The following is an 11,559-nucleotide window of genomic DNA, read 5'->3' as shown; positions in this document are numbered from 1 at the left end:
ATCGCTCAAATGAGCGAGGTCGAGGAGGGCCGAGCCGTGGTCGCGGTCAGAGGCGGCAGTGCACACGGGCCGGCCCACCTCGTCCTCACCGCGTCCGTCGCCCGCCGGTACTACCTCGACGGCCGCTCGAAGGTCGAGATCGCCGAGGAGTTCGCCCTCAGCCGGTTCAAGGTCGCCCGGCTGCTCGACGACGCCCGCAGCAGCGGGCTGGTGCGCATCGAGATCGGCCACCCGGGTGTGATCGACGTCGAGCTCTCGGCCCGCCTGATGGAGACCCTCGGCCTGCAGCACTGCGTCGTCACCGACACCCCCGACGACCACCCCGCATCACTGCGTGAGCACCTGGGAGCGGCCGCCGCCGAACTGCTGACCGAGCTCGTCACCCCCGACGACGTGCTCGGCCTCTCGTGGGCCCGCTCGGTCAGCGCCATGGCCACGGCGCTGCAGCGGCTCGCCACCGTGCCGGTCATCCAGCTCACCGGCGCGCTGACCCGTCCCGGCGTGGACGACAGCTCGATCGAGGTGGTCCGGGACGTCGCCCGCGTCGCGGGTGGGCCCGCCTACTTCTTCTACGCGCCGATGGCCGTGCCGGACGCCGCAACCGCCCAGGCCCTGCGTCGCCAGCCGGAGGTCGCGCGGGCGTTCTCCCGCATCGGTTCGGTCACCCGCGCCGTCGCGGGCGTGGGTGCGTGGGCGCCCGAGCAGTCCACCCTCTACGACGCCACCAGCGAGGCGGAACGGCACGAGCTCGGCCGGCTCGGGGTGGCCGCCGAGATCTCCGGCGTGCTCGTCGACGCCGACGGGACACCCGTGGCCTCCGACCTCACCGAGCGGATGATCGGCATCACGGCGGAACAGATGCGAGCCGTCCCCGAGGTGATCGCGATCGTGTACGGCACCGCGAAGGTCAAGGCGGTGCTCGCCGCCGTCCGGGGCGGGCTGGTCGACAGCCTGGTGACGCACTCGACGCTGGCGGAGGCCCTGATCCGCGAAGCCGGATCGTGACGGTGGCGGCATGACGGTGGAGGTGCCCCTGCCGGGTGGCACGGCCAACCGTGGCCGCGTCCACCGGGTCGGCGACACGGTGCGCAGGCCGTGGCGGCCGACGAGCACCGCCACCCACGCCCTGCTGCGCCATCTGGAGCACGTGGGGTTCGACGGGGCGCCTCGCGCGCTCGGCACCGACGGCGCGGGCCGCGAGGTGCTCAGCTACGTGCCCGGCCAGGCCGTCATCGCCCCGGCACCGGCGTGGGGACTCACCGATGCCGCACTGGCCAGCGTCGGGCGGCTGCTCCGGCGCTTCCACGACGCCACGGCCGGGTTCGACCCCTCGCCCTACCCGTGGTCGCACCCCGCCCCGGCCCCGTTCGACGGCGGCGGCATCGCGCACAACGACCCGAACCTGGACAACATCGTCTTCCGGGACGGCCGTGCGGTCGCCCTGATCGACTTCGACCTCGCAGGCCCCGGCAACGCGGTGTGGGACGTGGCCGCGGCGGCCCGGCTGTGGGCACCCCTGCGGGCGCCCGCCGACATCTCCGACGTCCGGCACGGCCGGGAACTGCTGCGCCTGCGGATCTTCGTCGACGCCTACGGCCTGGACGAGACCGGCCGCGCCGAGTTCGTCACCGCGCTACGTGCGAGCCACGAGTGGATGCGCGAGATCGTGCGCGACGGCGCCGAGCGCGGGGTGCCGGGCTTCGTGCAGTACTGGACGCCGGAGGCCGCGGCCCGGGCCGCTCGGACGCGCGAGTGGATCGACCGGAATGCCCACGCGATCACCGAGGCGCTGCGCTGACGACCGCGCAGCGTCAGCCCTTGACCCGGCGGCCCGCCTGCCACACCCCGCGTACCTGTTCGGGGTCGGCGAGCACGGTGATGTCGTCGAGGGGGTCGTGGTCGAGGGTGAGCACATCCGCGTCGTAGCCCGGCATGACGACCGCCGTCCGCACGGTCTCCGCGCCGGGGGCCTCCGGCGCCTCGGCAGCCGGGCCCGCGTAGGAGATCGTCGGTCCGTCGAGCAGGACGACGGCGTCGGCAACCGGATCGCCGCGACCGGGGATCATCAGGTCGGCTGCGATCCGCTGCATGGCCGGCGACCGTAACGTCTCCGTCCGGTCCCCTCCCGGAACAGTGGTCGTGATCACCGGGCACCGGAGCACCGCCATCACCGTCTTGACAGTGACGGCCTCACTCGCGAACACTTCCGTCACCTGACGAACGGTGATTCCGAGGAGGCTCGGCATGGGAACGGCAGTGGTCCCCGGTACCGACGAGTACCTGTACTTCCTCGCGCGGGCCTTCACGGGGATGCTCGACGCGCTGGGCGACCTGGACGAGGACACGATCAACGCGAGACCACCGGTGCGGGGCGCCAACAGCCCCTTCGCGATCGTGCACCACTGCGTCGAGGTGGCCGACTACTGGATCGGGCATGTGGTCGCGGGCCGCCCGACCAGCCGGAACCGGGCCGCGGAGTTCAGCGCGACGGGCGGCCTGGACGACCTGCGCCGCCAGGTCGCTGACGTTCAGCGCCGGCTGGCCGCCGACCTGGCGGGTGCCGACCTGGCGGGCAGCCCGAAGAACCCTCCGGCCGGCGACTACGAGGGCCCAGAACAGCCCTTGACCTGCGCAGGTGTGCTCCTGCACGTGCTCGAGGAGCTGGCGCAGCACCACGGACAGGTGCAGCTGACCTGCGACCTTCTCGAGCGGGAGCGGGCGTGATGAGCACCGGCGAAGCGCTCCGGCTGAGCGACCCGCTGTTCGACGCGCTCCGCCTGAGCGAGCTGCGCCGACGCCCCGGGGTGAAGTGGCAACGGGTCGCCCCGGACGTGCTGCCGGCGTGGGTGGCGGACATGGACTTCGACGTGCCGCCGATGGTGGCCGACGCGATCGAACAGATCGTCCGGTACGGCGACCTCGGCTACCCGGAATGGCCGGGAGGCAGCCCGCTCCGCGCGGCCTTCGCCGACCGGATGCTGGAGCGCTACGGCTGGACCATCTCGGCGGCCGACGTCCGCGAGCACACCGACCTCCTCCAGGCCCTCCAGCTCGTGCTGCACCTCGGCACCGCTCCCGGGGATGCCGTGGCGGTACAGACGCCGAACTACCCGCCCTTCCTCGCCACCCTCGAGGCCATGGGACGCCGCCGGGTGAGCTCGCCGTGGACCAGAACCCCCACGGGCTGGGCGCCCGACATCGCCGGCCTCGCCGACGCCGTCGCCCGGGAGAACTGCCGGGCCCTGCTGCTGGTCAACCCGCACAACCCGACCGGACGCGTCCTCACCCGCGACGAGCTCACCGAGATCGCGGGGATCGCCCGGCGGCACGACCTGCTGGTGATCAGCGACGAGATCCACGCCGAGCTGACCTACGCGCCGCACCGGCACATCCCGTTCGCCTCGCTCGACGACGACACCGCGGCCCGCACCGTGACGCTGACCTCCGCGAGCAAGGCGTTCAACCTGGCCGGGCTGCGGTGCTCGGTGGCGCACTTCGGCCCACAGCGCCTGCTCGCACTGCGGGACGCCCCACCGGTGGACCTCTACGGCACGGTCTCCACGGTCGGCGTGGCCGGCACCCTCGCCGCCTGGCAGTACGGGGCCGACTGGCAGGAGCGGCTGATGCGCGTCCTCGACCGGAACCGGCAGCAGGTCAGCGCGACTCTCGCCTCGTGGGGGGCGGAGGTGACAGCAATGCCCGAGGCGACCTACCTCTACTGGTTCGAGGCCGATGTCCTCGGGCTGGGCGAGGACCCGGTGGACGAGGTGCTCACCCGCACAGGGGTCCTGCTCGACGGCGGTGCGCCCTTCGGCGACGACGGTCGCCGGTACCTGCGGCTCAACTTCGCGACCAGCGGCCCGCTGCTGGAGGAGATCCTCGCCCGGCTGGGCTCACTGGCCCGCAGCTAGCCCGCCCCGTTCCCGGCGCTGCCTGCGCCGGTACTCGGCGGCCTTCATCCGGTTCCCGCACTCCGTCATGCCGCACCAGCGGCGGGGCTTGCCGCGGGAGTCGTCGACGAACAGCCGGGTGCACTCGGGCCGTCCGCACTCCCGCACCCTGGCCAGGTCCGCCGAGCCGACCAGCTCGATGGCGTCGCGGGCGACCGTGGACAGGACCGCGGTCAGGTCACCATGGCGTTCGAGCGCGCCGCCCGCCGTCAGCACCGACCGGACCGGCGGCGGGTCGGCGAGGGCCTGCAGCTCCGCGGCCTGCACCCGCCGCTCCGGCTCGGTCCTCGTGGCCGCGTAGACGAGCTCGCGCAACCGGCGCACCTCCGCGACGGCGGTGTCGTCGACCACCGGGGGATGCGTCAGCAGGCCCGCCTCCACCACCCACTCGGCGACGTCGCGACCAGCCGACAGCAGTTCCTCCTGCTTGTGGCGTCGCCACTTCAAGGTGCCGGCCAGGTCCAGCGACACCCGCCCGCTCACGAACACATGCACGTCACCATATTGACGGTGACGTCAGGCTCCCGCAAGGACGGCAACAGCGCAGGAGCCCGCATCCGAGCGACCCGGGTCGAGATCAGGCTCCCGCACCCACCTTGCCCACCGCGCCGCGCAGGCCCACACAGCCGATGCAGCCCACGCAGCCTTCGCAGTCGACACAGCCGATGCAGCCCACGCAGCGGCGGCAGCCGACACATCCCAGACACGCGATGCAGGCGAGCAGTCCGACGCTCAGGATCGTCATCACGCTGCCGACGATCCCGGCACTCCCGGCCGTCGCCACGCTGCCGGCCACACCTGCGCTACCCGACGTGGCGACGCTGCCGGCGACCGCCACGCTGCCCGCCGTCGCCACACTCCCCGCAACCGCCACGCTGCCGCCCGTCGCGACGCTCCCCACCACCGCGTAGCTGCTGTCGGATCCGGCTTCCTCGACATCCTTCTTCACGTCGTTCCTCTCGTTCGCCGTCGGCCCACAGGATGTCGTAAGGAGTCACGCGGCGGCCATGTCCTCCGTGGTTCAGCCCGGGATGATCCGGCGCCTGCGCAGATCGTCGAACAGCCGCAGCAGCATCGCCTCCGTGTCCACGTAGGAGTGGAACCCGAACCGCCGCGACTTGGACGTGTCGGCGAACATGTCGTAGTCCCAGGAGAGGACGAAGTCGCCGAACGCCCAGGACGAGACATCGGCGTACGACGTGGCGACCAGCCCGTGCCGGGCGACCATCGAGTCCCACACGGGCTCCTTGTCCGCCATCACGTCCGAGAGCGACATGAGCAGCGGCGGCGCGACCTCCAGCCCGAACGCCTCCGCGACCACCGGCCACATGCGACTCCAGCGGAACAGGTCGCCGTTGGCGATGTTGAAGGCCTCGTTCGCGCACCGGGGATCGGTGGCCGCCCACACCGTCGCCTCGGCCAGCAGCCCGGCGTCGGTCAGCTCGAGCAGCGCGTCGTAGGCGCCCGGCCTGCCGGGAAACCGGAGCGGGACGCCCAGCTCGGCGCTGATCGAGGCGTAGACGGCGAGCACGACACCGAGGTTCATCGGGTTGCCGAGCCCGAACCCGGCGACCACCGACGGGCGGATGGCCGACCACGTCCAGCCCGCCTCGGCCGCCCGCGCCTCGACGAGGTGCTGCTGGTCGACGTTGAACTCCGGCGGCATGTGGGGTGGGTCGCTCTCCCTCGCCGGCGTGGCGAACGGCCCGAGGTGGGCGCCGTACACCTTGTACCCCTGCATGAGGCTCACGTGCCGCAGGTCCGGAGCCGTGGACGCCACCGCGTCGAGCACGCTGCGCAGCATCGTGACGTTGGGCTCCACGAGCGCGGACCACGTCGGCCGGTCCTGGTAGGCCGCATAGAAGACGTGGGTCACCCCCGGGTGTGCGCGCAGCGCCTCCCGCACCCCTGCCGGGTCGAACAGGTCGACCGCGACGTGCCGGACAGGCCCGTCGGGCGGCCCACCGCGGCGCGACAGGCCGACGACCTCCCACTCCGGGAGGTCGGCCAGGTGCGCGGCGAGCGTGCCGCCGATGACGCCGTTCGCGCCGACGACGAGCGCGGTGTTCTGCATCGCTGTTCCTTCCGAACGCCAGTACAAAGCGTGTGCAACATTTGCACACGCTTCCTACTGGCGACAACCCCGTATGATCGTCCGCAAGGACGGAGGTGATCGACGGCCGTGACCGACCAGGCGGATGTGCGCGCCCGGGGCTGGCGCACACTGGCCGCGCTCCACGCACGCCTCGACGAGGCGCTGGAGAGAGCGCTGCAGAGCGGGTTCGGGCTCTCGGTCGTCGAGTACACGGTGCTCGACACCCTCGCCCGGCAGGACGGCTGGCACATGCGCATGCAGCAGCTCGCGGGTGCCGCGATGCTGTCCCACAGCGCCACCACCCGGCTCGTCACCCGGCTGGAGACCCGTGGCCTGCTGAGCCGCTACCTGTGCGACGACGACCGGCGCGGGATCTACAGCACGCTCACCACCGACGGCAAGGAGCTGCTGGAGCAGGCGCATCCGGTGCACGACAGCGCCCTCGCCGACGCGCTCGACGCCGCGCGGGCCGACCCGGAGCTCGCCCCCCTGGTCGACGCCCTGCACGCCCTGCCACACCCCGGACGGCGTGCCAGTATCGGGCGATGACCGAGGATCGGGATCGTCACAGCACCCGCTACGCCCACCTCGGCGAGGCACTGGGCACCGACTTCTTCTTCGTCCGCGAGCAGTTCACCGACGAGCAGTGGGACCGCTTCATCGCCGTCCGGAAGTTCGTCGACGACGAGGTGCTGCCCGACATCGCGGAGTACTGGGAGAAGGCCGAGCTCCCCTGGCACCTGTTCCGCAGGCTGCCCGAGCTCGGCGTCGTCGGCGAGGACATCCAGGGCTACGGAGCGGCCGCGATGAGCCCGCTGGCGTGCGGGCTGGTGCACATGGAGCTGCACCGCGGCGACGGCTCGCTCGGCACGTTCCTCGCCGTGCACGCCGGGCTCGCCATGCAGTCGATCGCGATGTGCGGCTCGGATGAGCAGAAGCAGCGCTGGCTGCCTGCCATGTCCACATTGGACAGGATCGGGGCCTTCGCGCTCACCGAACCGGAGCACGGATCGGACTCCGTCGCCCTCGAGACCATCGCCCGCCGTGACGGCGACCACTGGGTGCTCGACGGCGTCAAGCGCTGGATCGGCAACGGCACGATCGCCGACCTCGTGGTGGTGTGGGCCCGCGACACCGACTCCGGTGACGTCCTCGGGTTCGTCGTCGAGACTCCGGCCGAGGGCTACCACGCCGAGGTGATCACCGGGAAGGTCTCGCTGCGGTCGGTGTGGCAGTCCGACATCCGCCTGACCGGCGTCCGGGTGCCGGACGAGAACCGGCTGGTGAACGCCCGGTCGTTCAAGGACGCCGCCCGGGTGCTCGCCAGCACGCGAGGCACCTGCGCCTGGATGGCGCTCGGGCATGCCACCGCCGGCTACGAGGCGGCGCTGCGCTACGCCACGGAGCGACAGCAGTTCGGCAAGCCGCTGGCGTCGTTCCAGATCGTGCAGGAGCGGCTGGTGCGCATGCTCGCCGACCTCACCGGCATGCAGCTCTACTGCATGCAGCTGGCCAGGCTCGCCGACGCGGGACGACTGTCGCCCACGGTGGCCGGGCTGGCGAAGATGCACAACACGCGCACCGCGCGCGCGATCCTCTCCGAGGCCCGTGACCTGCTCGGCGGCAACGGGATCCTGCTCGAGCACCACGTGGTGCGGCACTGGGCCGACATCGAGTCGATCCACACGTTCGAGGGCACCGAGACGATGCAGACCCTGATCGTCGGGCGCGACATCACCGGGATCGGCGCCTTCACGTGACGGGGCCGAACACCTTCTTCCAGGCCTGGTAGCCCCCGTCGAGGTCGGTGGCGTTGCGCAGCCCGATGTCCTGCAGCGACGCCGCGGCGAGGCTGGAGCTGTAGCCCTCCGAGCAGAAGACGATCCAGGTGACGTCGTGGTCGGTGGCCTGCGGGATCCGCGCGTCCGATGCCGGGTCGAGCCGCCATTCCAGGTGGTTGCGCTCGATCACCAGAGCACCGGGCAGCTCGCCCTCCTGCTCGCGCTGCCATCCCGGGCGAGTGTCCACGAGGATCGCGCCGCGCTCCACCATCGCCGCGGCCCGGCTCGGGTCCGGACGGTCCAGCCGGGCCCGGGCGGCCGCCAGCAGGTCGTGCACCGTCCGGTTCGTGAGCTCGGTCATCCGACTCCCTCCGAGGACCCCGACTCGACGAGCACGCTACGGGTGCGGCGCAGCCGACGGTCCGGCTCCACCGCGTAGTAGGACATCGCGCTCAGCGGCGGCGAGTAGGCGTGCACGCTCACGGCGGGCGCCGGCGCGGGGTTCCCGACGTCGTGCACGTGTCCGAGCGGGAACCCGACACTCCGACCGGCCCGCAGCTGCCGGGGCCGCAGCCCGTCTCCCGCCCAGCGTTGCTCGACGAGGCTGCCGGACACCACGGTGAGCGCACCGAGCGAGCCTGCGTGGTCGTGCAGCTCGGCCGTCTGCTCGGTGGCCCAGCTGATCAGCCACACGTCGACGTAGCTGTCGCTGCGCAGGAGCCGGTACCAGCGGCGGTCGGGGTCGATCGTGACGGGGTGCAGACCGGCGTGCACCTCGGCGGCGACCTCACGGGTCAGTGCGGTGAGATCGGCGAGGACGAGCGAGGTGGGGGCGTGCAGCAGCACGGACGTACTCCAGTGATGACGGTGGACGAGCGGGGCGAGAACCTCAGCTCGTGCAACAGCACTGGTCGAAATGGTCGGCACGCCGGCAGCCCCAGATCTCTCCGAGGACAGCTGCGGGCGCCATGGCGACATCGGATCACACCGGAGGCCTCGCATGCCACTTCGTCCCACGCCGCGAGAGCGGGCGGTGCAATGGCCCGTGAAATGTCCGACATCCGCCTGTCCTCCCACCGTGGGTGGTGCGTCACACTTCCGTGGTGGCAACTCTGCTCGACGACGGGAGCTGGGAGGTCCAGGGCCGCAGGCTGACCCTCCCCGTGCGGATCACCGACGCCTCGGCGGCGCTGGCGACCTATCTCGTCCGCACCTCCGCAGCGAGCGAGCTCGTCGCAGGCACCGGGCTCTCCCTCGTGTCGGTGGCCGGCCGTACGCCGCTGGTGCTGGCGTTCATCACCTACCGGGCCGGCGATCTCGGCAGCTACCACGAGGTGGCCGTCGCTCTGCTGGGCCGCCACCGCCGCCGCATCGGCCCGTACATCCACCAGATGGCAGTGACGCAGACGTTCACGCTGGAGGCCGGCCGGGCGCTGTGGGGGCTGCCGAAGTGGCTCGCCCGGGCGGAGCTGGACATCACCGGCCCTGCCGCCACCTGCCGGCTGAGCGACAGCTCCGGCACGCCCGTCCTCACCGCCGCCCTGCGCACCCTGCACCGGCGGATCCCCCTGACCGTGCCCGGCGCCCTCACCGCCCTCGCCCCACACGCGGACACCGTGCTGGCCAGCAGGCTGCGCGGCCGGATCGGCGGACTCCGCGTCGGCCTCCGCGGCGCCACCGTGGAGCTGACCCCGGGCCACCCGATGGCCGACGAGCTACGGGCCCTCGGCCTCCCCCGCCCCCCGCTGGCCACCCTCACCGCCGAACACATCGAGTTCGACATGGCCGCGGCGGTACCCACCCCCCGCTGACCCCCTGATCGCCCCGAGACCCCCGCCCGCCCCGGCCCTCCGCGCGCTGATCGTTCCGAGATGCTCCTGTTCACCCCCGCCGGGGCGGATCCGTGGATCTCGCGGCGATCAGCGGTGCGCGGCCAGCCACTCCCGCAGGTCGGACAGCGGGCCGTCGCGCTCGGGCTCGTTGTAGATCTCGTGCCAGAGCCCCTCGTACCAGTGCACCGTCCGGTCCGGCGAGCCGCAGGTCGACTCCAGCAGCCGCATGCCCGCGGGGTCGACGAGCTCGTCCAGGTCCCCGTGCTGCATCAGCACCGGGATCCGCAGCTCACGGGCCCGCTGGGGCAGCACGTCGAACTGCGCGAACAACGCGGACGAGAGTCCGAGCGTCGGGCGGCCGTGGTGCACCAGCGGATCGGCCTGGTAGGCGGCGACGACCTCCGGGTCCTTGCTGATCTTCGTGGGGTCGATCCCGACCGGGCGCAGCGTCGGCGCCACGAGAGCGAACGTCCGGAGCACCGCCGCGGTGGCCTTCGGAAGCGAGTTGTTGCGGAGTGCCGGGGCGGAGAGCACCAGACCGCTCAGCGAGTCCTGGTGCTCCAGCGCGTAGGCCAGCGCGATCTGGCCGCCCATGCTGTGCCCGAGCATGAAGACCGGCAGGCCGGTGTGGCGGGCCACCATCTGGCGACGGAAGGCGTCCAGGTCGGTGAGCCAGTCGTCGTAACGGACGAGGTGGGTACGTCGCCCTCCGGACCGTCCGTGGCCGCGGTGGTCGAGGCCGTAGACCGCCCACCCGTCCGGCACGACGGCGTCCTCGACGTTGCCGTAGCGGCCGGAGTGCTCGCCGAGGCCGTGGACGACCAGCAGCACGCCCGTGGGGTCCCCGGCGGGCAACCGGCCCTGCCAGTAGATCTCCACGCCGCGCGCGCCGGTGAACCTGCCCTCGACCCGCTTCGCCTGTTCCCGTGCATCGAGCCTGTCGGTCATGGTTGTCCGATGCTCAGGTCGTGGTCGGCCCGGTCGTGCGAGGCCCCGACGCCGGCCGGCTCCAGATCGACGTCGTGGCGCAGGTCGGTCTCGTCCGGCACCTCGAGGAGGATCGCGATGGGCTCGCATCCCGCCGCGACGACCGAGAGCCCGTACTCGCCGCCCGCGAGGTCCTCGATGCGGTACTCGGCGTCCGGACCGGTGTCGACCGAGTCGACGATCTCGCCGTCCTGCACCAGCGTGACACGCGCGCCCGCGACCGGGCCGTCCTCTCCGTGCACCGACCCGGACAGCGACGCCGACCGCACCAGCAGCACCTCGGTTTCGATCGGGCCGCCCGCCACCGTGATCGCGGTGGCTCCGGGCTGGTGGCCGGGGGCCGTACAGACGAGCACGAAGCTACCGGCGCCCGGGGCACGCATCTCTCCGCGCCCGTCGGCTCCTGCGACGTCCTCCGCGACGACCCGGCCCCTGTCGTCGAGCAGCGTGACCGCGACCTTGCCGGCCGGAGCACCCCCGCGGCGCACGGCACGGAACCGCACCGGCTGCGGGACTCCCTGCACCAGCGGTTCCGGCGCGGGCTCGTGCCGGCTGACCAGTTGCACCACCGGCGCACTGTCCGGACGCAGGCTGGGGTCGGCGAACCCGAACGTGCGCAGCAGTGCGAGGTCGGCGGCGGCCTGCTCGGCCGCTCGTTCGGTGGCGGACTGGCGGCCGTGGACGGCGGCCGCAGCCGCGCTCCCTGCGGTGGGGGCGTCCCCGCGCGGCGCCGGCGGGCCCGAGGTGGCGGGCACGACCGCGCGCGGCTCGGCAGCCTCAGGCCGGACGGGAGCACCCGCGGCGCCCCGCCTGCCGACGGCAGGCGCGGCGGCGGCAGGCCCCGCGCTGTCGGATGCAGCGACACGGACGGCGACGGCTCCGGACCCGGCAGGAGCCGCAGCTGTCGGCTCGGT

Annotated in this window: 15 protein-coding genes; 7 read left to right on the top strand and 8 right to left on the bottom strand. The window is 72.6% G+C overall.

Features of this window, described 5'->3' with window-relative positions; genetic code table 11:
* The first annotated feature begins 9 nt into the window (after positions 1 to 9).
* The gene (locus ACQPZA_RS02605) at positions 10 to 1,005 is read left to right on the top strand and encodes a sugar-binding transcriptional regulator (protein WP_433278049.1); all 996 of its coding nucleotides are present in this window, start codon (positions 10 to 12) and stop codon (positions 1,003 to 1,005) included.
* A gap of 10 nt (positions 1,006 to 1,015) precedes the next feature.
* On the top strand, positions 1,016 to 1,798 hold the full coding sequence (locus tag ACQPZA_RS02600) for a phosphotransferase enzyme family protein (RefSeq protein ID WP_433278047.1): 783 nt from the start codon (positions 1,016 to 1,018) through the stop codon (positions 1,796 to 1,798).
* Between the two features lie 13 nt (positions 1,799 to 1,811).
* Here the strand turns inward: ACQPZA_RS02600 and ACQPZA_RS02595 are convergent, their stop codons facing one another.
* Positions 1,812 to 2,090, bottom strand: a complete 279-nt coding sequence (locus tag ACQPZA_RS02595) for a hypothetical protein (RefSeq protein ID WP_433278045.1) — start codon at positions 2,088 to 2,090, stop codon at positions 1,812 to 1,814.
* A gap of 154 nt (positions 2,091 to 2,244) precedes the next feature.
* Here ACQPZA_RS02595 and ACQPZA_RS02590 point away from each other — a divergent pair, with 154 nt between their 5' ends.
* Positions 2,245 to 2,724 (top strand): DinB family protein, encoded by a 480-nt coding sequence (locus ACQPZA_RS02590; RefSeq protein WP_433278043.1) that lies wholly within the window; start codon positions 2,245 to 2,247, stop codon positions 2,722 to 2,724.
* Entirely contained in the window at positions 2,724 to 3,911 is a 1,188-nt protein-coding gene (locus ACQPZA_RS02585) for a MalY/PatB family protein (RefSeq protein ID WP_433278041.1), read from the top strand. The genes ACQPZA_RS02590 and ACQPZA_RS02585 overlap by 1 nt, the downstream gene beginning before the upstream one ends.
* Here the strand turns inward: ACQPZA_RS02585 and ACQPZA_RS02580 are convergent.
* The 3 genes from ACQPZA_RS02580 to ACQPZA_RS02570 all read right to left on the bottom strand — a co-directional run bounded on the left by ACQPZA_RS02580 (position 3,894) and on the right by ACQPZA_RS02570 (position 6,024).
* Positions 3,894 to 4,445 carry a CGNR zinc finger domain-containing protein gene (locus ACQPZA_RS02580; RefSeq protein WP_433278039.1) on the bottom strand — a complete coding sequence of 184 codons (552 nt, stop codon included), beginning with the start codon at positions 4,443 to 4,445 and terminating at the stop codon, positions 3,894 to 3,896. The two genes, ACQPZA_RS02585 and ACQPZA_RS02580, sit on opposite strands and share 18 nt — an antisense overlap.
* A gap of 82 nt (positions 4,446 to 4,527) precedes the next feature.
* Entirely contained in the window at positions 4,528 to 4,899 is a 372-nt protein-coding gene (locus ACQPZA_RS02575; RefSeq protein ID WP_433278036.1) for a hypothetical protein, read from the bottom strand.
* A gap of 72 nt (positions 4,900 to 4,971) precedes the next feature.
* Positions 4,972 to 6,024: an SDR family oxidoreductase gene (locus tag ACQPZA_RS02570; RefSeq protein ID WP_433278034.1), complete on the bottom strand. Its 1,053-nt coding sequence runs from the start codon at positions 6,022 to 6,024 to the stop codon at positions 4,972 to 4,974.
* Between the two features lie 108 nt (positions 6,025 to 6,132).
* On the opposite strand from ACQPZA_RS02570, the gene ACQPZA_RS02565 reads away from it, so the two are divergent.
* Positions 6,133 to 6,594, top strand: a complete 462-nt coding sequence (locus tag ACQPZA_RS02565; RefSeq protein WP_433278032.1) for a MarR family transcriptional regulator — start codon at positions 6,133 to 6,135, stop codon at positions 6,592 to 6,594.
* The gene (locus ACQPZA_RS02560; RefSeq protein ID WP_433278030.1) at positions 6,591 to 7,805 is read left to right on the top strand and encodes an acyl-CoA dehydrogenase family protein; all 1,215 of its coding nucleotides are present in this window, start codon (positions 6,591 to 6,593) and stop codon (positions 7,803 to 7,805) included. Before ACQPZA_RS02565 ends, ACQPZA_RS02560 begins: the two co-directional genes overlap by 4 nt.
* Here the strand turns inward: ACQPZA_RS02560 and ACQPZA_RS02555 are convergent.
* Both ACQPZA_RS02555 and ACQPZA_RS02550 read right to left on the bottom strand, forming a co-directional pair.
* Entirely contained in the window at positions 7,798 to 8,187 is a 390-nt protein-coding gene (locus tag ACQPZA_RS02555) for a rhodanese-like domain-containing protein (protein ID WP_433278028.1), read from the bottom strand. The two genes, ACQPZA_RS02560 and ACQPZA_RS02555, sit on opposite strands and share 8 nt — an antisense overlap.
* On the bottom strand, positions 8,184 to 8,672 hold the full coding sequence (locus ACQPZA_RS02550) for a cysteine dioxygenase (protein WP_433278026.1): 489 nt from the start codon (positions 8,670 to 8,672) through the stop codon (positions 8,184 to 8,186). The genes ACQPZA_RS02555 and ACQPZA_RS02550 overlap by 4 nt, the downstream gene beginning before the upstream one ends.
* 257 nt (positions 8,673 to 8,929) lie before the next feature.
* Between ACQPZA_RS02550 and ACQPZA_RS02545 the strand changes: the two genes are divergently transcribed.
* Complete coding sequence (locus tag ACQPZA_RS02545) at positions 8,930 to 9,637, top strand: acetoacetate decarboxylase family protein (protein WP_433278024.1); 708 nt, start codon at positions 8,930 to 8,932, stop codon at positions 9,635 to 9,637.
* 108 nt (positions 9,638 to 9,745) lie between these two features.
* On the opposite strand, the gene ACQPZA_RS02540 is transcribed toward ACQPZA_RS02545, so the two are convergent.
* Positions 9,746 to 10,606: an alpha/beta hydrolase gene (locus ACQPZA_RS02540; protein WP_433278022.1), complete on the bottom strand. Its 861-nt coding sequence runs from the start codon at positions 10,604 to 10,606 to the stop codon at positions 9,746 to 9,748.
* Positions 10,603 to 11,400, bottom strand: a complete 798-nt coding sequence (locus ACQPZA_RS02535) for an MSCRAMM family protein (RefSeq protein WP_433278019.1) — start codon at positions 11,398 to 11,400, stop codon at positions 10,603 to 10,605. The genes ACQPZA_RS02540 and ACQPZA_RS02535 overlap by 4 nt, the downstream gene beginning before the upstream one ends.
* Between the last annotated feature and the right edge of the window lie 159 nt (positions 11,401 to 11,559).

It is taken from the genome of Pseudonocardia xinjiangensis, assembly GCF_050948425.1.
Lineage (GTDB): Bacteria > Actinomycetota > Actinomycetes > Mycobacteriales > Pseudonocardiaceae > Pseudonocardia > Pseudonocardia xinjiangensis.
Note: the sequence above shows the minus strand (reverse complement) of the source record. Positions and strands in the feature narration are given on the sequence as shown.

Bases quoted from the DNA above. Each gene is read 5' to 3' on its own strand.
- ACQPZA_RS02605 (WP_433278049.1), top strand. From the start codon at position 10: ATGAGCGAGGTCGAGGAGGGCCGAGCCGTGGTCGCGGTCAGAGGCGGC.
- ACQPZA_RS02600 (WP_433278047.1), top strand. From the start codon at position 1,016: ATGACGGTGGAGGTGCCCCTGCCGGGTGGCACGGCCAACCGTGGCCGC.
- ACQPZA_RS02595 (WP_433278045.1), bottom strand. From the start codon at position 2,090: ATGCAGCGGATCGCAGCCGACCTGATGATCCCCGGTCGCGGCGATCCG.
- ACQPZA_RS02590 (WP_433278043.1), top strand. From the start codon at position 2,245: ATGGGAACGGCAGTGGTCCCCGGTACCGACGAGTACCTGTACTTCCTC.
- ACQPZA_RS02585 (WP_433278041.1), top strand. From the start codon at position 2,724: ATGAGCACCGGCGAAGCGCTCCGGCTGAGCGACCCGCTGTTCGACGCG.
- ACQPZA_RS02570 (WP_433278034.1), bottom strand. From the start codon at position 6,024: ATGCAGAACACCGCGCTCGTCGTCGGCGCGAACGGCGTCATCGGCGGC.
- ACQPZA_RS02560 (WP_433278030.1), top strand. From the start codon at position 6,591: ATGACCGAGGATCGGGATCGTCACAGCACCCGCTACGCCCACCTCGGC.
- ACQPZA_RS02555 (WP_433278028.1), bottom strand. From the start codon at position 8,187: ATGACCGAGCTCACGAACCGGACGGTGCACGACCTGCTGGCGGCCGCC.
- ACQPZA_RS02540 (WP_433278022.1), bottom strand. From the start codon at position 10,606: ATGACCGACAGGCTCGATGCACGGGAACAGGCGAAGCGGGTCGAGGGC.